We start from the raw sequence: 20,499 nt of genomic DNA, 5'->3' as shown, positions 1-20,499 counted from the left end.
GGCGCGCACGACGAAGAGGGCGGCCCCAGCCCCGGGGCCGCCCTCTTCCACGCCCGTCTGCCGGCACGCGCCCCGCGCCGGTACCCGCGCGGCGTGCCCGGACGGGACGAGGCGGGACGGCGAGGCAGGACAGGGCAGGACGGGGCAGGGAAGAACGGGACGGGACGCCGGTGGTCAACCCGCCATACAGGACGGGCCCAGCAGCTCCTTCAGATCGCCGAAGAGAGCCGGATCGGGCGTGACCCGGTGCCGGTCGAGCCGCAGAACCGTCGTCCGGCGGGATCCCTGCAGCCGGACCCGCACCTCGCTGGAACCCCGGTGATGGGTGAGGACTTCGCCGAGCTTCTCCACCAGCGGCGGTGTGATCTTCACCGTGGGAATGGTGATCGTCACCGGTGCGCTGGCGGACGCCTCGCTCAGGTCCGGGATCATCAGCTCCATCGCGACCAGGCGCGGCACATCCTCACGCTTGTCCAGCCTTCCCTTGACGAAGACCACGGCGTCCTCGACCAGTTGGGTGGAGACCAGCTGGTAGGTCGCGGGGAAGAACATGCAGTCGATCGATCCGGCCAGGTCCTCGACGGTGGCGATGGCCCAGGCGTTGCCCTGCTTGGTCATCTTGCGCTGCAGCCCGGAGATGATGCCGCCGATGGTGACGATCGCACCGTCGGAGTAGTCGCCGCCGGTCAGCTGGGCGATGGCGGCGTCCGCCTTGTCGTTGAGCACATGTTCCAGGCCGAAAAGGGGATGGTCGGAGACGTAGAGGCCGAGCATCTCCCGCTCCTGGGCGAGGAGATAGGTCTTCTCCCACTCCTCCTCGGAGAAGGTGACGTCCAGACCGAAGCCGGGGGCGTCACCGCCGCTGTCACCGCCGAGGTCGCCGAAGAGGTCGAACTGGCCCTCCGCCTCCTTGCGCTTGACCTGCACCACGTTGTCGATCATCGGCTCGAACTGCGCGGTCAGACCCTTGCGGGTGTGGCCCATCTCGTCGAAGGCACCGGCCTTGATCAGCGATTCGACGGTGCGCTTGTTGCACACGACCGCCTCGACCTTGTCGAGGAAGTCGGAGAAGGAGGTGTACTTCCCCTTGGCCTTGCGGCACTTGACGATCGAGTCCACCACGTTCTGGCCGACGTTCCGCACGGCCGTCAGGCCGAAGACGATGGTCTGGTCGTCACTCGAGGTGAAGTTCGCCTCGGACTCGTTGACATCGGGCGGCAGGACCTTGATGCCCATCTTGCGGCACTCGTTGAGGTAGACCGCCGACTTGTCCTTGTCGTCGCGCACCGAGGTGAGCAGCGCCGACATGTACTCCGCGGGGTAGTTGGCCTTGAGATAGGCCGTCCAGTACGTGACAAGGCCGTAGGCCGAGGAGTGCGCCTTGTTGAAGGCGTAGCCCGCGAAGGGGACCAGGACGTCCCAGACGGCCTGGACGGCCTGGTCCGAGTAGTTGCGCTCCCGCATGCCCTTCTGGAAGTTCACGAACTCCTTGTCGAGAACCTCCTTCTTCTTCTTGCCCATCGCCCGGCGCAGCAGGTCCGCCTGGCCCAGCGAGTAGCCCGCCAGCACCTGCGCGGCCTTCTGCACCTGCTCCTGATAGACGATCAGGCCGTGGGTGATGTCGAGCACCTCTTTGAGGGGCTCCTCCAGCTCCGGGTGGATCGGGGTGATCTCCTGCTGGCCGTTCTTGCGCAGGGCGTAGTTGATGTGGCTGTTCATGCCCATCGGGCCCGGCCGGTACAGGGCCGAGACGGCGGAGATGTCCTCGAAGTTGTCGGGCTTCATCATGCGCAGCAGCGAACGCATGGGGCCGCCGTCGAACTGGAAGACACCGAGGGTGTCGCCGCGGCACAGCAGCTCGAAGGTCTTGGGGTCGTCCAGGGGCAGATCGAGCAGCTTGAGGTCGACGTCCTTGTTCTTGCGGATCATCTTGACCGCGTCGTCCATGATGGTGAGGTTGCGCAGGCCGAGGAAGTCCATCTTCAGCAGGCCCAGCGCCTCGCAGCTCGGGTAGTCCCACTGCGTGACCACGACGCCGTCGTTCTTCGGTGAGAAGACCGGCACATGGTCGATCAGCTTCTCGCTGGACATGATCACGCCGGCGGCGTGCACGCCCATCTGCCGAACCAGGCCCTCGATGCCCCTGGCCGCGTCGATGACCTTGGTGACGTCCGGCTCGTTCTCGTACATCGCACGGATCTCGCCCGCCTCGCTGTAGCGCGGGTGGTCCTTTTCGGTGATGCCGGAGAGCGGGAGGCCCTTGCCGAGCACGTCGGCGGGCATGGCCTTGGTGATCCGGTCACCCATGGCGTAGGGGTAACCCAGCACGCGGGCCGAGTCCTTGATGGCGTTCTTGGCCTTGATCGTGCCGTACGTGCCGATCATGGCGACCTTGTCGGCGCCGTACTTCTCCGTGACGTAGCGGATGACGTCACCGCGCCTGCGCTCGTCGAAGTCGATGTCGACATCCGGCATGGAGACGCGCTCGGGGTTGAGGAACCGCTCGAAGATCAGGCCGTGGGTGACGGGGTCGAGGTCGGTGATGCCCATCGCGTAGGAGACGATCGAGCCCGCCGCCGAGCCGCGCCCGGGGCCGACCGCGATGCCGTTGTCCTTGGCCCAGTTGATGAAGTCGGCGACGACGAGGAAGTAGCCCGGGAAGCCCATCGAGATGATGACGTCCATCTCGTACTCGGCCAGCTCCTGCCGGTCCTGGGGGACGCCGCCGGGGAAGCGTCGGGCCATGCCCCGCTTGACCTCCTCCTTGAACCAGGAGACCTCGTCGTAGCCCTCGGGCACGTCGAAGCGCGGCATCAGGTTCTTCGTCTCGAACATGCCGGAGGTGTCGATGCGTTCGGCGATGAGCAGCTGCGTGTTGCGGCAGCCCTGCTGCCACACGTCCGAGGAGTCGATGGCGTACATCTCCTCGGCCGACTTCAGGTAGTAGCCCGCGCCGTCGAAGCTGAAGCGGTCGGGGTCGGAGAGGTTGCTGCCGGTCTGGATGCACAGCAGGGTGTCGTGCGCCGCCGACTCGCGCTCGTAGGTGTAGTGCGAGTCGTTGGTGACCACGAACGGGGCGCCGATCTTCCGGGCCACCTCCTCCAGGCCGGCCCGCGCACGCCTGTCGATCTCGATGTTGTGGTCCATCAGCTCGACGAAGAAGTTCTCCTTGCCGAAGATGTCCTGGAACTCCCCCGCGGCCTGGACGGCCTCCTCCGTCTGCCCGAGACGGATCTTCGTGCTCACCTCGCCGGAAGGGCAGCCGGTGGTGGCCATCAGCCCTTCCGCGTACTCCGCCAGCAGCTCGCGGTCCATGCGGGGCTTGCGGAAGAAGCCCTCCAGGGAGGCGCGGGACTGGGCACGGAAGAGGTTGTGCAGGCCCGTGCTGTCACGTGCCCACATCGTCATGTGCGTGTACGCGCCGTTGCCGGAGACGTCGTCGCGCTTCTGGTGCGGGGTGCCCCATTTGACCGGGCGCGTGTTGCGGCGGTGATCGGGCGCGACGTAGGCCTCGATGCCGACGATGGGCGTGATGCCGGCGTCCTTCGCCTGGTGGAAGAAGTCGTAGGCGCCGTGCAGATTGCCGTGGTCGGTCATCGCGATGTGCGACATGCCCATCTCGTCGCACGCCTTGAACATGTCCTTCAGCCGCGCCGCACCGTCCAGGAGCGAATACTGAGTGTGCACATGCAGATGTGTGAACGGCTGCTCGGTCACGGGGCGGGGCACCTCCGGGCGCGATGTTGCTGGAACGGCTTCGGAGTCTACGACCCGCCACCGACAACCGCCGTCCGCCCGGGAGCGCGCCAACTCCCCGCGGGCGCCGCAGCGTACGCTCCCGGGAGCCGGCGCCCGCGGGCACTCCCGCACCGCACCGCGCGTTGTGGTGTGCGAGAAGATCCCCGGAGACCGGCACCGCCGCTGGGCGGACCGCACGCACAGCACCAGAACAGCACCGCACCCGAAGCACAGCACAGCACCAGAAGGGCACTCCATGGCAGTACAGCAGGCCGACGCGGACGCGCGCGCCGAACGGATACTCCAGGTCTTCGACACCGCCTTCGGTGAACTGCTGGCCGCCGATCCGGCCGCCTTCCGGGTCAAATTCCGCAAGATGGCAGCCTCCGCGTTCGCCTTCTACCGCGGCACCGCCTGCCTCTTCTACGCCGACGCCACCGCCGACGACGAGGAGGGAGCCGGGCACACCGGCCCGTTCCTCGACGACCGCACCGGCCGGGTGTGGATCCACGGCGATCTGCACGCCGAGAACTTCGGCACCTACATGGACGCGAACGGCCGGCTCACCTTCAACGTCAACGACTTCGACGAGGCGTTCGTGGGCCCCTTCACCTGGGACCTCAAGCGCTTCGCCGCCTCCGTGGCGCTGCTCGGGTACACCAAGGCGCTCGGCGACGACCAGATCACCGCTCTCGTGCGCGCGTACGCGGAGGCCTACCGCGAGCGCATCCACGCCCTCGCCACCGACGCCGCACCGGCGGAGGTGCCCTCGCTCACCCTGGACACCGCCACCGGCCCGGTTCTCGGGGCGCTGCGCTCGGCCCGCTCCAACACCCGCTTCTCCCTCCTGGAGGGCATGACCGAGATCCGCGACTGGGAGCGCCGGTTCACCCCCGGCGGGGGCGCCGTCGAGCTGGATTCCGGCACCCGCTCCCGGGTCCTTGAGGCATTCGACGCCTACGTCAACACCCTCCCCGGCTCGACGCGCTTCCGTACGGACGCCTACCGGGTCAAGGACGTCGTCGGCCGCCGCGGCGTCGGCATCGGCAGCGCCGGCCTGCCCTCGTACAACATCCTTCTCGAGGGCAACAGCGACGCCCTGGAGAACGACCTGGTGATCTACATGAAGCAGGCGCAGACCCCCGCCGTCTCGCGCCACATCACCGACCCGGAGATCCGCCGCTACTTCCGGCACGAGGGGCACCGCACCGTCATCTCGCAGCGCGCCCTCCAGGACCACGCCGACCCGTGGCTGGGCTGGACCGAGCTGGACGGGGCCGGGCAGCTCGTCGCCGAAGTCTCGCCGTACGCGGTCGACCTCGACTGGTCCGACCTGGACGACCTCGACGAGATGGCGCAGGTCGTCGGCGACCTCGGCCGTGCCACCGCCACCATGCACGCCGCCGCCGACGACGAGAGCGGGCACTCCCTGGTGCCCTTCTCCACCGAGCACGCCATCGACGCGGCGATCTCGGCCGACGAGGACGGCTTCCCGCAGCTCCTGACCGACTTCGCACACGAGTACGGAGACTCCACCCGCCGCGATCACCAGATCTTCGTGGACCTCTTCCGCAACGGCCGCATCCCCGGGCTGTGACCGTCCGGCAGGGCGTTCCGGACCGTCCGCGGCCGAGCGGACGGCCCGGCCGGGTCCGTCAGGGTCGCCGACCGGAATTCCGCGGGGACCTTTAGGAGACCCTTAGCCCGCCACGTGGCACACTTTCCCGGCGATGGACATGGATGCGACAGGCATACGAACAGTGCGGGCGGCTGTCTTCACCGCACTGTGCGTCACCCTGTCCGCGGGCGCCCACGTACTGCTCTCCGGCGTGCCCCTCCCGCCGGCACCGCTGGCCGCCGTCGCCTGCCTCACCTTCCTGCTGGCCTTCGCCCTCGCCGACCGCGAGCGCGGCTTCGGGCGCATCGCCGCCCTGCTGATTCCGCTGGAGCTGCTCGCCGACACCGTCTTCACCACCGGACAGCACGCCTGTTACGGCCAGACGGGCGGCCCGGTCACCGGCCCGCTGCGCTCGGTCGGCGTCGACCTGCTGTGCGCGGGCGGCAGCTTCGGCACGCCGCTGGCCCACGTCGTCGCCCGGGGGAGCAACGGTGCGCAGGCACTGCCCCCGGGACCGTGGAAGACCGAGCCCTCGGTGGTCCCCTTCGCGCTGCTGGCGGCGCACATCGCCGTGGGGCTGCTGGCCGCCGCCTGGCTGCGGCGGGGCGAGGCGGCGCTCGCGGGGCTCCTGCGCGCCGCCTCTGTCACCGCTTTCCGTCCACTGCGGACGGCGTTCGCCGCGTGGCACCGTACGCGCGTCCACAGCACTCCGCCCGAGGTGCTGCGGACACTGCCCGTCCTGGCTCCCCGTACGCTGCCGCTGCTCACCCACTCCGTACACCGCCGGGGACCGCCGCCGCTCACCCTCGCGGCCTGACCGCAGGGCCGCGCACGCGCCCGGCCGTCCGGCACGGCCGGCGGACCGGAACTTCCCCCACACCCGACGTGACGTACCACGGAGACGAAGACCATGAGCAAGCGCAACAGCCAGGAAGCCAAGCGCGCCGCCCGTGAGCGGCTGCGCGAGGAGCGCGAGAAGCAGGCGAAGAAGGAGAGGGTGCGCCGGCAGGCGATCGTCGGCGTCTCGGTCGTCGGCGTCCTCGCCGTCGCGGGCGGCATCTTCTACGCCGTGATGAAGATGAACGAGCCCAGCGGCTGGGAGGCGGCGAAGGAGCAGAAGCTCGTCAAGCCCGCCAACGCCGAGGGCAAGGGCGGCACCACCGTCCTCATCGGCGACGCCGACGCCAAGAAGACCGTCGACGTCTACGAGGACCTGCGCTGCCCGGCCTGCGCGCAGTTCGAACAGGGCGCGGGCAGGTTCCTGATCAAGGGCGCCGAGGACGGCAAGTACAAGCTCAAGATGCACCTGGGCGACCTGATCGACGGCAACCTCGGCGGTGAGGGCTCCAAGAGCGCCATCAGCGCGCTGGGCGCGTCGCTGAACGTGAGCGAGGACGCCTACCTCGACTACCACGAGAAGCTGTACTCGGCGAAGTTCCACCCCCAGGAGTCGCAGGACAAGTTCGCCGACGACTCCTACCTCCTCGAAGTCGCCGACTCCGTCCCGGAGTTGAAGGGCAACGACAAGTTCAGGAAGGCCGTGGAGGAGGGCACCTACGACAAGTGGGCGCTGAACATGGTCGCGGACTTCGACAAGGGCGAGGTCCAGGGCACACCCACCATCCGCATCGACGGCAAGGACGTCGAGCAGCAGCAGCTTCCGGCCGAACTGCAGAAGCTGGGCGTGAAGCTGACGGCTCCGAAGGGTGAGCAGTCGCAGTAGGCCCCCGGGCCCTGTGACCCCAGGCCCCGCGGCCCGCCGCCGGTGGCCGAACTCGCCCCGACGGGCGGCTGAACTCTTGCGAGCAGCCTGCCCGTCGGGGCTACTTGTGCGTAACATCTGGGTCCGTGACCGACACCCATATCGCACCCTCCACATCTGCGCCCGCCGCCGATCCCGCGTCCGGGCACCCCCGGCGCCGCACGGTCGTCGCGGCCACCGCCGCCTCCGCGGCCCTGCTGCCCCTCGCGGGCGGGCTCCCCACCGCTCACGCCGCCGAAAGCGGCCCCGCCTTCCTGCACGGCGTCGCCTCGGGCGACCCGCTGCCCGACGGCGTCCTGCTGTGGACCCGCGTCACGCCCTCCCCCGAGGCCGTGCCCGGGTCCGGCAAGGGCGGCCCCGTCACGGTGACTTGGGAAGTGGCCGAGGACGACGCCTTCACCGGCGTCGTCGCACGCGGCAGCACCGAGGCGACGGCGGCCACCGACCACACCGTCAAGGTGGACGTACGCGGCCTGCGCCCGGCCACCGCCCACTGGTTCCGCTTCAGCACGGGCGAGGTCCGCTCACCCGCCGGCCGCACCCGTACGACACCCGCCGAGGACGAGGAGGCCGCCGGCCTGCGCGTCGGCGTGGTCTCCTGCGCGAACTACGAGGCGGGCCACTTCGCCGCCTACCGGCACCTGGCCGACCGCGGCGACCTGCACGCTGTCCTCCATCTCGGGGACTACATATACGAGTACGGAACGAGCGAGTACCCCCTGGAGGGGGACGTCGTGCGGACGGTCCAGCCGGAGCACGAGATCCTCACCCTGGCCGACTACCGCCTCCGGCACGGGCATTACAAGCTCGACGCCGACCTGCAGGCCATGCACGCCGCGCACCCCGTCGTCGCCATGTGGGACGACCACGAGTTCGCCAACGACGCCTGGTCCGGCGGCGCGGAGAACCACACCGCGGGCGAGGAGGGCGAGTGGGCGGAGCGCGTACGGGCCGCCAAACAGGCCTACTTCGAGTGGATGCCGGTACGGCCCTCCACCGAGGGAACCACCTACCGGCGCCTGAAGTTCGGCCGCCTCGCCGATCTGCACCTGCTCGACCTGCGCTCCTTCCGCGACGAACAGGCCGGCCTCGCCGACGGTGACGTGATCGACGACCCGGACCGTACGATCACCGGGCGCAAGCAGCTGGACTGGCTCAAGAGCGGGCTGTCCTCCTCGACCGCCCGATGGCGGATGGTCGGCACGTCCGTGATGATCGCGCCGGTGGCGTTCGGCTCCGTGCCCGCCCATCTGCTGGGCCCGCTGGCGGAGTTGCTCGGCATCCCGAAGGAGGGCCTGGCCCTCAACGTCGACCAGTGGGACGGCTACACGGACGACCGGCGCGAACTGCTGGCCCATCTGCGCGACCAGCGCATCGACAACACGGTCTTCCTCACCGGCGACATCCACATGGCCTTCGCCAACGACGTCCCCGTCAAGGCCGCCACCTATCCCCACGACGCGCCGGTGGCGAGCGAGTTCGTCGTCGCGTCCGTCACCTCGGACAACCTCGACGACATCATCGGCGTCGCCCCCGACACCGTCTCGTCCCTGGCAGAGGCGGCGGTGAAGGCGACCAACAGGCATGTGAAGTGGCTCGACATGGACTCGCACGGCTACGGCGTCCTCGACCTCGACGCCGAACGGGCCCACATGGACTACTTCGTCCTCTCCGACAAGGAGGACACCGGCGCCACCGCCGAGGTGCGCCGCTCCTACCGCACGCTCTCGGGCACCCAGCGCGTCGAGAGAGCGGACGGTCCGCTTCTCGCCCCTCGCCGGTGACGGCGGCCCGGCCCTGACGTCCCGGGTGCCGCCCCGTCGCGGCGGCACCCGGGACGTTCCCGCTCCTCACGGTCCGGGCGCGCGAGGCCGGCGCCGGGACCGGTCACACCCCGCCGGGAGGGGCGCTCCGGAGGCTGTCGAGGAAGCCCAGCGCCGTGCGCCAGGTCCGCTCCGCCGCATCGGCGTCGTAGTCGTCGAGCCCCTCGTGTGTGAAGAGGTGACCCGCTCCCGGATACCGGAACACCTCGACGTCCGCGCCCGCGCGCCGCATCCGCAGGTACCAGGCGTTCAGCCAGTCGTGCGGCTCGAAGGGGTCGGGGTCGGCGACGTGGAGCTGCACGGGCAGCTCGTCCACCTCCGCGTCCTCGGCGATGTCGGAGGTGCCGTGCAGGAGCAGCAGGCCGCGGGCGCGCGCGTCCGCGAGGGCGAGGTTCTGGGCGATGGAGCCGCCCAGTGAGAAGCCCGCGTAGACCAGGCCCGCTTCGGAGAGCGGTGCGGTCACGGTGACGGCCCGCATCAGCAGTTCGTCGCGGCCGATCTCGTCCTTCAGCTCCATGCCCTCCTCGGTGGTGTCGGCCGTACGTCCCCCGAAGAGGTCGGGTGTGTGCACCTCGTGCCCGCCGGACCGCAGCCGCTCGGCGGCCTCGTGCACAGGGCGTCGCAGCCCGTGGACGGAGTGGAACAGCACGACGGTGGCCAAAATGTCACTTCCCTCACATAGTCTCCGTGGCCGGGTTCCGGGCCGGGATGCCGCCCATGGTGGCAGGTACGGTCAGCAGTGCCGTCAATCCCCGAGGAGTCGACCCGCCATGGAGAACGTACTGAGGCCGGTGATCGTGTTCGGCGGTGCGATCGTCCTTGCGTTCGCTCTCGCCTGGGCCGTGGACCGGCTGCTGCGCCGCGTCGACGCCCGCCACCCCGAGACCCCGCTGTGGGGCCTGCTGCGCCGCGGGCGCGTCCCTCTGCAGGCCGTCGTCTTCGTCGCCCTGCTCAACGGGTTCTACGAGCACGCCCGGATCGAGCGCAGCGACCAGCCGACCGTCAACCTCTGGCTGCACATCATCCTGATCGGCGCCACCGCCTGGCTCATGCTGCGGATTCTCGCCGCCGCGGTGGAGACGGCCACGGTCCGGTACACGGGGGTGGCCAACGACCCGGCACGGGCACGGCGGGTGAAGACCCAGCTCACCCTGATCCAGCGGCTGGTCACCACCGTGGTCGTGGTCATCGCGGCCTCCGCCATCCTGCTGCAGTTCCCCGCGATGAAGACGCTGGGCACCTCGATGCTCGCCTCCGCCGGTGTGCTGGGAATCGTCGCCGGTATCGCGGCGCAGTCCACCCTAGGAAACCTCTTCGCCGGGCTGTCCATCGCCTTCGGCGACATGGTCCGCATCGGCGACGAGGTCGTGGTCGACGGCGAGTTGGGCACGGTGGACGAGATCACCGTCTCCTATCTGGTGCTGCGCACATGGGACGAGCGGCGCGTGACCATGCCGGTCTCGTACTTCACCAGCAAGCCGTTCGAGAACTGGTCGCGCGGTGGTCCGCAGCTGACCGGCACCGTCTACCTCCACCTCGACCACTCCGCGCCGATCACCGAGCTCCGCACCAGGACCGAGGAACTGGTGCGGGCCAACGACTACTGGGACGGGCGCAACTGGAGCCTGGTCGTCACCGACACCACGCCCTCCACCATCGAGGTACGCGTCGCCGTCTCGGCCCGTACCTCCGACGACCTGTGGACCCTGCGCTGCAGCCTGCGCGAGCAGCTGCTGGGCTACCTCCACCGGGAGCACCCCGGCGCCCTTCCGCGGGTGCGTCTCCCCCCCACCGACGACTTCACCGCAACCCCCTTCAACGGCAGCCTGAGCCCCCGGGAGAACAGGCTCTCCTGACGGGCGGCGGACGGCAGGCGGCGCGGCGGCACGCACGGGTCCACGCCGCTCACCCGCCGTCGCCCGCCCGGCGGCCTACGCGCTCTCCGCGCTCACCCGGTCCAGGGCACGCTGGAGATCCTCCGGGTACGTGCTCGCGTACTCCGCCCAGCGGCCGTCCGAGGGGTGCTCGAAGCCGAGCCTGACCGCGTGCAGCCACTGCCTCTCCAGGCGCAGCCGCTTGGCGAGCGTGGGGTCGGCCCCGTAGGTGAGGTCGCCCACGCACGGGTGCTTGTGCGCGGACATGTGGACGCGGATCTGGTGGGTGCGTCCCGTCTCCAGCTTGATGTCGAGCAGACTCGCCGCCCGGAACGCCTCGATGAGGTCGTAGTGGGTGACGGAGGGCTTGCCCTCGGAGGTGACCGCCCATTTGTAGTCGTGCTGGGGATGCCGCCCGACGGGTGCGTCGATGGTCCCGCTGAGCGGGTCGGGATGCCCCTGTACGAGCGCGTGGTAGCGCTTGTCCACGGTCCGCTCGCGGAACTGCTGCTTGAGCAGTGTGTACGCGCGCTCCGACTTGGCGACCACCATCAGCCCGGACGTACCCACGTCCAGCCGGTGCACGATGCCCTGGCGCTCGGCGGCGCCGGAGGTGGCGATGGAGTACCCCGCGGCGGCGAGACCGCCGATCACGGTCGGTCCGCTCCAGCCGGGGCTGGGATGGGCGGCGACGCCCACGGGTTTGTCGATCACGACGAGGTCCGGGTCGTCGTGCACGATCTCCATGCCCTCGACCGGTTCGGCGACGATCCGCACGGGCGCGGGCGGCGCCGGCAGCTCCAGCTCGAGCCACGCGCCGCCGTGCACCCGGTCCGACTTCCCCGCCGCCGAACCGTCCAGCAACACCTTTCCCTCCGCGGCCAGTTCGGCCGCCTTGGTACGGGAGAAGCCGAACATCCGGGCGATGGCGGCGTCGACGCGCTCGCCCTCGAGTCCGTCCGGTACGGGCAGGGTGCGGGTTTCGGGGAGGGTGCTCACCAGATCGAGTATGCCGGACGCCCGTATGCGGCCGGTCACCGCGCTGTGCCCGTGACGGAGGCGGTGGGCCCGCCGCCCTGCCGGTCCGCCGTCGGCGGGCCGGCAGGGCGGGAGGGTCAGTCCTTGTGCACGGTCCCGTCCGGGTCCAGGCCCCGGAAGGAGAGGATCACGATCAGGATTCCTCCGCACACGATCGCCGAGTCCGCCAGGTTGAAGACGGCGAAGTGCGTCGGCGCGATGAAGTCCACGACCGCGCCCTGGAAGACGCCGGGCGAGCGGAAGACGCGGTCCGTGAGGTTCCCGAAGGCGCCGCCCAGCAGCAGACCGAGCGCGATCGCCCAGGGCTTGCTGTAGAGCTTCCGCGCGATCCGCGCGATGACGACGATCACCACGGCTGCGATCGCCGTCAGCGCGAGCGTCAGGGCCTCACCGATGCCGAAGGCGGCGCCCCTGTTGCGCACGACGTCGAACTGGAGCACCGTGCCGATCACCTGGATCGGAGCGTGGTGCTCCAGGAAGGCAACGGCGAGGAGCTTGGTGACCAGGTCGAACGCGTACGCGAGACCGGCGACCCCGACCAGCACCCCGATCCGCCGCCTGCCCCGGGACGCGGACTGCCCGTCTTCGCCCTGCGAATCGTCAGCCGGCTCTTCAGTGGTCTCGTCAGGAGTACCGATTGTCCGCTCCACCTCTGTCACCCGACGAGGGTACGACACGCGGCTGAGGCCGTGGGCCCCCTCTCCCCATGCCCCGGACCCCCCATCTACCGGCGCTCCTGCTGCTGCTTGCACTCCACGCACAGCGTCGCCCGGGGGAACGCCTGCATACGGGCCTTGCCGATGGCGTTGCCGCAGTTCTCGCAGAGGCCGTACGTGCCCGAATCCAGCCGCTCCAGGGCCCGTTCGGTCTGGTAGAGCATCTCGCGGGCGTTGGCGGCCAGCGCCATCTCGTGTTCGCGGGTGATGTTCTTCGTCCCGGTGTCGGCGTCGTCGTCCCCGGCACCGTCGCCGGAGTCACGCATGAGCCCGTCCAGTGCTTCGCCCGAGGCGACCAGCTCGTCACGCAGCCGCTGGGCCTCGCTCTGCAGCTCGCTCCGGGCCTCCTCGACCTCCTGCGGGGTCCAGGGGGTCTCACCGGCCCGTACGGCGAGCTCGCCCGGTTCCACCGCACCTGTGCCACGGGCCGTGGGAACCTTCTCGGCCTTCGCCACCGGAGTCTTCTTCGCAGCCACCTTCTCGGCTCCTGTCGTCTTCGCCGTGGACTTGTGCGCGGCCCGTCCGGGCGCCGCCTTCGTGCCTGTGGTCTTCTTCGCCGCGGTCTTCTTCTCCGCGCTCTTCCCGGCCGTCTTCTTCGCCGCGGTCTTCTTCTGTGCCGCGCTCTTCTTCGCCGAGTCCTTCTTCGCCGAGTCCTTCTTCGCAGGCGCGGCCTTCTCGGCCGCGGCGGTCTTCTTCGAGGTCGCGGCCTTCTTCGTGGACTTGTTCGCAGCTGCCCGACTGTTCGCGGCAGACCCTCTCGCCACCATGGCCGCGGCCCCTTCACATATTATGATCTTGCTCGTAAAACGTGACCGGAACGATAAATCGACTCCGAGCGCTCGACAACGGGGGCACGCCGGTCTGCAACCTTTGTGCCCCGCCCGGCCCTGCGAAAACCGCCCTGCCACCACCGGCGAAGCCCCGTACACTGGGCTGAGCGAGAGGCGATGAAGGGGCCGAGTAGCGTCCGTACGCAGCCACGAGCGACCCGGGGACGGTGTGAGCCCGGGGGCCAGCGCGACGTGAAGATCACCCCGGAGCCGCCGGAAGAAAGCGCCGGGGGGACGGCGTGAGTAGACCCGGCAGCGCGACCCCAATGAGGGGGCAGCGGGCACAGCGCCCGGTGCCAAGGAGGGTGGTACCGCGGGTACGCCGCCGTTCAGGCCGGCGCACTCGTCCCTCCGACGGAAGCTGAGATGTCCGCCGGAGGAAGTTCCGATGCCCCAGTACCGACAGGTGCCAGCCCAGGTCGACCTGCCCGCCCTCGAGCACGCCGTGCTCGACTTCTGGCGGGACAACAAGGTCTTCGCCCGCACCCTCGAACAGTCCGAGGGCCGCCCCGAGTGGGTCTTCTACGAAGGGCCGCCGACCGCCAACGGCATGCCCGGCGCCCACCACATCGAGGCGCGCGTCTTCAAGGACGTCTTCCCCAGGTTCCGCACGATGCGCGGCTACCACGTGGCGCGCAAAGCCGGCTGGGACTGCCACGGCCTGCCCGTCGAGCTGGCCGTCGAGCGGGAGCTGGGCTTCAACGGCAAGCAGGACATCGAGAACTACGGCATCGCGGAGTTCAACGCCCGCTGCCGCGAGTCCGTCACCCGGCACACCGACGCCTTCGCCGAGCTGACGACGCGCATGGGCTACTGGGTCGACATGGACGACGCCTACCGGACCATGGACCCGGAGTACGTGCAGTCGGTCTGGTGGTCGCTGAAGCAGATCCACGAGAAGGGCCTGCTCGTCCAGGACCACCGCGTCGCCCCCTGGTGCCCCCGCTGCGGCACCGGCCTGTCCGACCACGAACTGGCACAGGGCTACGAGACGGTCGTCGACCCATCCGTCTACGTCCGCTTCCCGCTCACCTCCGGCCCGCTGGCCGGCGAGGCGTCCCTGCTGGTGTGGACGACCACGCCCTGGACCCTCGTCTCCAACACCGCGGTCGCCGTCCACCCCGAGGTCGAGTACGCGGTGGTGACGAACGGCGTGGAGAAGCTCGTCGTCGCCGAGCCGCTGCTGGGCAAGGCGCTGGGCGTGGGCGAGGGCGATGGCGAAGGGGAGCAGGGCCCCGGGGGCTGGGAGGCCACCGGGCAGCGTTTCACCGGCGCCGAGATGGAACGCTGGACGTACCAACGTCCTTTCAACCTCGTGGAGATGGAGGACGCCCACTACGTCGTCAACGCGCAGTACGTCACCACCGAGGACGGCACCGGCCTGGTCCACCAGTCCCCCGCCTTCGGCGAGGACGACATGCGCACCTGCCGCGCCTACGGGCTGCCGGTGGTCAACCCGGTGCGGCCGGACGGCACCTTCGAGGCCGGACTGCACCTCGTGGGGGGGCAGTTCTTCAAGAAGGCCGACGAAGCGCTGGTCGCCGACCTCGACGCGCGCAACCTGCTGCTGAGGCACGCCCCGTACGAGCACAGCTACCCGCACTGCTGGCGCTGCCACACGGCCCTGCTCTACTACGCACAGCCCTCCTGGTACATCCGCACCACCCGGATCAAGGACGCGCTCCTGAGGGAGAACGAGCGCACGAACTGGTTCCCGGAATCGGTCAAGCACGGCCGCTACGGCGACTGGCTCGACAACAACATCGACTGGGCCCTCAGCCGCAACCGCTACTGGGGCACCCCGCTGCCGGTCTGGCGCTGCGAGGAAGGACACTCGACGTGCGTCGGCTCCCTCGCGGAGCTGACCCGGCTGACCGGCACCGACCAGTCCTCCCTCGATCCGCACCGTCCCTACATCGACGAGGTCACCTTCGGCTGCCCGGCCGAGGGCTGCTCCCTGGAGGCCACGCGCGTCCCCGAAGTCATCGACGCCTGGTACGACTCGGGCTCGATGCCCTTCGCACAGTGGGGCTATCCGTACAGGAACAAGGAGCTGTTCGAGAAGCGCTACCCGGCGCAGTTCATCTCGGAAGCCATCGACCAGACACGCGGCTGGTTCTACACGCTGATGGCCGTCGGCACGCTCGTGTTCGAGAAGTCCTCCTACGAGAACGTCGTGTGCCTCGGCCACATCCTCGCCGAGGACGGCCGCAAGATGTCCAAGCACCTGGGCAACATCCTGGAGCCGATCCCGCTGATGGACCAGCACGGGGCGGACGCCGTGCGCTGGTTCATGGCCGCGGGCGGCTCACCGTGGGCGGCCCGCCGGGTCGGGCACAGCACCATCCAGGAGGTCGTGCGCAAGACACTGCTCACGTACTGGAACACCGTCGCCTTCCAGGCGCTCTACGCCCGTACGTCCGCCTGGTCGCCCACGGAGTCGGACCCGGCCCCCGAGCGGCGCCCGCTGCTGGACCGCTGGCTGCTGAGCGAACTGCACGCACTGGTCGACCAGGTGACGGTCGCCATGGAGGGGTACGACACCCAGCGTGCCGGGAAGCTGCTGTCGACGTTCATCGACGACCTGTCGAACTGGTACGTGCGGCGTTCACGGCGGCGCTTCTGGCAGGGCGACCCGGCGGCGCTGCGCACACTGCACGAGACCGTGGAGACCGTGACGCGGCTGATGGCTCCCATCGTCCCCTTCGTCACCGAGCGGGTGTGGCAGGACCTGGTCGTCCCGGTCACGCCGGGGGCGCCCGACTCGGTGCACCTGGCCGACTGGCCGGAGGCGGACCTGGGCCGCGTCGACCCGGAGCTGTCCCAGGACATGCTTCTTGTGCGCCGCCTGGTCGAGTTGGGGCGTGCGACCCGGGCGGAGTCCGGCGTCAAGACGCGGCAGCCGCTCTCCCGCGCGCTGGTCGCGGCGCACGGCTTCGAGACCCTCTCCCCCGACCTGCGCAACCAGATCACCGAGGAGCTGAACATCAGCCGGCTCTCCTCGCTCTCGGAGGTCGGCGGGTCGCTCGTGGACACCACGGCCAAGGCCAACTTCCGTGCGCTGGGCCGCCGTTTCGGCAAGGACACGCAGGTCGTCGCCAAGGCGATCGCGGAGACCGACGCGGCTGCCCTGTCGGCCGCTCTGCGCGAGGGAGGCGCGGGGGTCGAGGTGGACGGGGAGCGGATCTCCCTCTCGCCGGAAGAAGTGATCATCACCGAGACCCCGCGTGAGGGCTGGTCGGTCGCCTCCGACTCGGGGGCCACCGTCGCCCTGGACCTGGAGATCACACCCGAATTGCGCCGTGCGGGCCTCGCGAGGGATGCGATCCGTCTCATCCAGGAGGCCCGCAAGAACTCGGGGCTCGACGTCGCCGACCGCATCGCGCTGCGCTGGTCCTCGCCCGACGAGGAGATGAGCCGCACGCTGGAGGACCACTCCGCGCTGATCTCCGAAGAGGTCCTCGCCACGGAGTTCGCCCCCGGGGACACGGACACCGCAGGCGACGGCTTCGGCAGCCCCTTCGAGGACACCTCGCTCGCCCTCACCTTCCGGCTCCGCAAGGCGTAGCGGAGCAGCCGGCACGACCGGCACCGCGTGGGCACCCGCTGTGCGGCGGGTGTCCACGCGGTCCCTCAGCCGGGACTTCCTTCCGGTAGCCCCCGGCTGACAGCCCCGGCTCAAAAGCCCCGGCGGGGCTGACCGTGCGGCGGACTCTCCGCCCGCGTGGCCGCGCGGAGGAGCAGCGCAGGGGCCCAGGCCCCGAACGGCGGCCGCGAAGGCGCGAGAGAACGCTGTGAGGCCCGTGGACGGGCCTCCCGGTTCGGGGGCGTGCCCCTGGACGGGGGCAGACAGACGGGCCGGGCCCGGAAGCTCATCGCTTCCGGGCCCGGCCCGTCTACCCGTGGACGGCGAAGACGCCGTCAGACGCTCAGTTGTCGTCCTCGTCGATCAGGAAGCCCCGCATCGGGGACGGCGCCTGCTGCGGTCCGGGGCCGCCCTGCGGGCGGACCGGCGCCATCGGCTGCGTCATGGCCGGGGACATCTGCTGCTGGCCGCCGCCGTAGCCCTGACCGCCCTGGCTGTGGCCGCCCGGACCGCCGTGGCCGCCCATGTTGTGTCCGCCGTTGCCGCCCATCGACTGGTGGCCGCCGCCCATCGTGCCGACTCCGGCCGGTGCGCCCGCGGGAGCCATCGAGGGAGACGGCGGGAGCGAAGCGGTGGCCGGGGTGCGCGGGGGTGCCAGCGAGTCGTCGGCCTGGTTCTCCAACTGACGCAGCTGGCTCTCCAGGTAGGACTTCAGACGCGTGCGGTACTCGCGCTCGAAGCCGCGCAGGTCCTCGACCTTGCGCTCCAGCGTCGCACGCGCGGACTCCAGGGAGCCCATGGCGACGCGGTGCTTCTCCTGGGCGTCCCGCTCCAGTGCGTCGGCCTTGGCGCGGGCGTCCCGCTCCAGGCCCTCGGCACGGCTGCGCGCCTCACCGACGATCTTGTTGGCCTCGGAACGGGCCTCCGCGATGGCCTGGTCGGCGGTCTGCTGGGCAAGGGAGAGCACGCGGGCGGCGCTGTCGTTGTTCTGTCCGCCGCCGCCGCCTCCGGGCATCTGCGGCGGGCCGCCGGGACCACCCATGGGACCGCCCTGCGGACCGGGAGGGCCACCGGGCCCACCGGGCCCACCGGGGCCGCCAGGACCACCAGGACCACCCATCGGACCGCCGGGACCGGAAGGAAGCTGCGGCTGGCCGCCGGGCAGTTGGGGAGGACCGCCCATGGGCCCCCCGCCGTGCTGACCGGGGCCGTGCTGACCCGGAACGCCGTGCTGGCCCGGCCCGCCGTGCTGGCCAGGGCCTCCGTGCTGGCCAGGGCCTCCGTGCTGACCGGGGCCACCGTGCTGACCGGGCGGCACCGGCTGCGGACCTGATATGGCGGCGGGTACGGGACCCCCGCCGGACCGGTCCTGCGGCTCGGGCTTGCGCATACCGCCCTGCTGCTGGTTCTGCGCGGCAGCACGGGTCGCCGCGGCCAGTTTGGCCCGCAGGTCCTCGTTCTCCCGCAGCAGGCGGGTCAGTTCGGCTTCGACCTCATCGAGGAAGGCATCGACCTCGTCCTCGTCATAGCCTTCTCGGAGGCGGACGGTCGTGAACTGCTTGTTCCGCACGTCCTCGGGGGTCAGTGGCATCTCTTCACCTCAACGTAAGTCGTCGGCATCTCGGCAAGACCATTCCGATCGTTCACAGCCTGGCCACGACGTTGATCAGGATGTAGACGATGATCATCAGTACGAAGAAGGACAGGTCGAGCGCCACGCCCCCGAAGCGCAGCGGCGGGATGAATCGCCGCAGAAGCTTGAGTGGCGGATCAGTGACAGTGTAGGTCGCCTCAAGAACGACCACCATCGCCTTGCCGGGCTGCCATGAGCGGGCGAACTGGAAGACGTAGTCCATCACCAGCCGGAAGATCAGTACGAGCAGGAAGCAGTACAGCGCGATTTGGACCACGTCCAGTGCGGTTCTCACTGCGCTTTCCCTCTCCCCTCGCCGCATGGGCGCTCTCGTGCGACCTTACGGCCCGTTCCTGTGATCCTTGCGTCTTCAGCTCTGGTTGAAGAACCCGCCCTCTGCGATGCGGGCCTTGTCCTCCGCCGTGACATCGACGTTAGCAGGAGACAGCAGGAACACCTTCTGCGTCACTCTTTCAATACTCCCGTGGAGACCGAAGACGAGACCGGCCGCAAAGTCGACAAGTCGCTTCGCGTCCGTGTCGTCCATCTCCGTCAAGTTCATGATCACCGGGGTGCCCTCGCGGAAGTGTTCCCCGATGGTACGGGCCTCGTTGTAGGTCCGGGGGTGCAACGTGGTGATCCGGTACGGCTCACGCTCGGACACGACCTTGGGCATGATCACCGGGGCGCTCTTCTCCATACTCTGGCGTTCAGGTGTGATGGATGACACGGGGGCAATCCTCCCGGATCGTCCACTGTCGATGATCGCCGGAGACGACGGCTGCTCCCGCTCCCGCTGCGCCGGGGGGTGCATGACGCGCACCGGGTCGGCGGATTCGTCCTTCTGCAGGGGGTCGTGCGACTGCGGCGACTCGTGCCGCCGGCGGTCCCGCTCGGGTTCCGGTTCGGGCTCGAACTCGTCGTCGGGGTCGAACCCCGGGCCGTCGTACCCATCGTCCTCCACGAGGCCGAGGTAGACCGCCATCTTGCGCATAGCGCCGGCCATTCTCTGCGTCCTCCGCTCTGTGGTGGGTCCCCTGCCTCCGGCGGGGAGGCCGCACGGCCGTCACCGGTGACTCGGGTCCACTCGGGCCCATCCGCCTGTCGTTTCCCAACGGAAATGACCATATTTTCTGCTGTGGTCCGACTTTCTTGGCGACGTTACCCGAGCCGGGGTCGCTCTCCGAGTACCGCGCTGCCGACGCGCACATGTGTCGCACCCGCCGCCACCGCCTCCTCGAGATCCGCGCTCATACCTGCTGAGACCATGGTTGCAGCAGGATGCCTCGCCCGCAGGCCGGTTGAGATTTCCCGCAGCCGCTCGAAGGCCGCCGCCGGCCGGTCCGCGTACTCCCCCGTGAGCGGAGCCACCGTCATCAGCCCTGCCGGCCGGAGCCCTTGGGCCTGAGCCAGTGCGTCCGCGAGGCCCTCCACCGCGTCCGGGGCCGCACCGCCCCTGCCGCCTGTCTCCCCCGACCCGGCGTCGAGCGCAACCTGGACAAGGCACTCCAGGCGCCGGCCGTACTGCACGGCGGCGCTGCTGAGCGCGTTCACCAGCCGGGGCCGGTCCACCGAGTGGACGACGTCCGCGTAAGACGCCACGGAGCGGGCCTTGTTGGTCTGCAGCTGCCCGACGAAGTGCCACGTCAGCGGCGCGTCGGCGCATGCCTCCGCCTTGGGGGCGGCGTCCTGGTCCCGGTTCTCCGCGACGTGCCGCACGCCCAGTTCGGCCAGCAGCAGGACATCCTGGGCCGGGTAGGTCTTCGTGACGACGATCAGTGTCACTTCCCCGCGTCCGCGCCCCGCCGCGTCACAAGCGCCCTGGATGCGCTCCTCCACCCGGGCGAGATTCGCGGCGAGTTGGGACTTGCGGGCCATGAG

At 69.9% G+C, this 20,499-nt stretch carries 15 protein-coding genes; 6 read left to right on the top strand and 9 right to left on the bottom strand.

Annotated elements, in window-relative coordinates; translation table 11 throughout:
* Positions 1-174: 174 nt before the first annotated feature.
* A complete protein-coding gene (gene dnaE, locus H343_RS0111560; RefSeq protein WP_028431270.1) occupies positions 175-3,717 on the bottom strand; it encodes a DNA polymerase III subunit alpha in 3,543 nt (1,180 codons plus the stop codon).
* Positions 3,718-3,994: 277 nt separating this feature from the next.
* On the opposite strand from dnaE, the gene H343_RS0111555 reads away from it, so the two are divergent.
* The 4 genes from H343_RS0111555 to H343_RS0111540 all read left to right on the top strand — a co-directional run bounded on the left by H343_RS0111555 (position 3,995) and on the right by H343_RS0111540 (position 8,902).
* Entirely contained in the window at positions 3,995-5,335 is a 1,341-nt protein-coding gene (locus tag H343_RS0111555; protein WP_028431269.1) for a DUF2252 domain-containing protein, read from the top strand.
* A 133-nt stretch (positions 5,336-5,468) separates the two neighbouring features.
* The gene (locus H343_RS0111550; protein ID WP_028431268.1) at positions 5,469-6,173 is read left to right on the top strand and encodes a hypothetical protein; all 705 of its coding nucleotides are present in this window, start codon (positions 5,469-5,471) and stop codon (positions 6,171-6,173) included.
* A gap of 93 nt (positions 6,174-6,266) precedes the next feature.
* A complete protein-coding gene (locus H343_RS0111545) occupies positions 6,267-7,079 on the top strand; it encodes a thioredoxin domain-containing protein (RefSeq protein ID WP_028431267.1) in 813 nt (270 codons plus the stop codon).
* A 125-nt stretch (positions 7,080-7,204) separates the two neighbouring features.
* Positions 7,205-8,902, top strand: a complete 1,698-nt coding sequence (locus H343_RS0111540) for an alkaline phosphatase D family protein (RefSeq protein ID WP_028431266.1) — start codon at positions 7,205-7,207, stop codon at positions 8,900-8,902.
* Positions 8,903-9,005: 103 nt separating this feature from the next.
* Here the strand turns inward: H343_RS0111540 and H343_RS0111535 are convergent, their stop codons facing one another.
* A complete protein-coding gene (locus H343_RS0111535) occupies positions 9,006-9,602 on the bottom strand; it encodes a dienelactone hydrolase family protein (protein WP_028431265.1) in 597 nt (198 codons plus the stop codon).
* Positions 9,603-9,711: 109 nt separating this feature from the next.
* Here H343_RS0111535 and H343_RS0111530 point away from each other — a divergent pair, with 109 nt between their 5' ends.
* Positions 9,712-10,797 carry a mechanosensitive ion channel domain-containing protein gene (locus tag H343_RS0111530; RefSeq protein ID WP_028431264.1) on the top strand — a complete coding sequence of 362 codons (1,086 nt, stop codon included), beginning with the start codon at positions 9,712-9,714 and terminating at the stop codon, positions 10,795-10,797.
* 75 nt (positions 10,798-10,872) lie between these two features.
* Here the strand turns inward: H343_RS0111530 and H343_RS0111525 are convergent, their stop codons facing one another.
* From H343_RS0111525 to H343_RS0111515, 3 genes are all read right to left on the bottom strand, one after another.
* Positions 10,873-11,814, bottom strand: coding sequence for an RluA family pseudouridine synthase (locus H343_RS0111525; protein WP_028431263.1), 942 nt, complete (start codon positions 11,812-11,814; stop codon positions 10,873-10,875).
* A 116-nt stretch (positions 11,815-11,930) separates the two neighbouring features.
* Positions 11,931-12,512, bottom strand: coding sequence for a signal peptidase II (locus tag H343_RS0111520; RefSeq protein ID WP_028431262.1), 582 nt, complete (start codon positions 12,510-12,512; stop codon positions 11,931-11,933).
* 65 nt (positions 12,513-12,577) lie between these two features.
* Positions 12,578-13,336, bottom strand: a complete 759-nt coding sequence (locus H343_RS0111515; protein ID WP_028431261.1) for a TraR/DksA family transcriptional regulator — start codon at positions 13,334-13,336, stop codon at positions 12,578-12,580.
* Positions 13,337-13,787: 451 nt separating this feature from the next.
* Between H343_RS0111515 and ileS the strand changes: the two genes are divergently transcribed.
* On the top strand, positions 13,788-16,967 hold the full coding sequence (ileS, locus tag H343_RS0111510) for an isoleucine--tRNA ligase (protein WP_028431260.1): 3,180 nt from the start codon (positions 13,788-13,790) through the stop codon (positions 16,965-16,967).
* Between the two features lie 361 nt (positions 16,968-17,328).
* Here ileS and H343_RS30190 read toward each other — a convergent pair whose 3' ends face one another.
* The 4 genes from H343_RS30190 to H343_RS0111485 all read right to left on the bottom strand — a co-directional run bounded on the left by H343_RS30190 (position 17,329) and on the right by H343_RS0111485 (position 20,496).
* Complete coding sequence (locus H343_RS30190) at positions 17,329-18,576, bottom strand: DivIVA domain-containing protein (RefSeq protein ID WP_037903451.1); 1,248 nt, start codon at positions 18,574-18,576, stop codon at positions 17,329-17,331.
* Positions 18,577-18,628: 52 nt separating this feature from the next.
* On the bottom strand, positions 18,629-18,913 hold the full coding sequence (locus H343_RS0111495; protein ID WP_019355489.1) for a YggT family protein: 285 nt from the start codon (positions 18,911-18,913) through the stop codon (positions 18,629-18,631).
* A gap of 75 nt (positions 18,914-18,988) precedes the next feature.
* The gene (locus tag H343_RS0111490; protein WP_028431258.1) at positions 18,989-19,624 is read right to left on the bottom strand and encodes a cell division protein SepF; all 636 of its coding nucleotides are present in this window, start codon (positions 19,622-19,624) and stop codon (positions 18,989-18,991) included.
* Between the two features lie 155 nt (positions 19,625-19,779).
* Positions 19,780-20,496, bottom strand: a complete 717-nt coding sequence (locus H343_RS0111485) for a YggS family pyridoxal phosphate-dependent enzyme (protein WP_037903448.1) — start codon at positions 20,494-20,496, stop codon at positions 19,780-19,782.
* Between the last annotated feature and the right edge of the window lie 3 nt (positions 20,497-20,499).

It is taken from the genome of Streptomyces sp. TAA204 (genome assembly GCF_000424965.1).
Note: the sequence above shows the minus strand (reverse complement) of the source record. Positions and strands in the feature narration are given on the sequence as shown.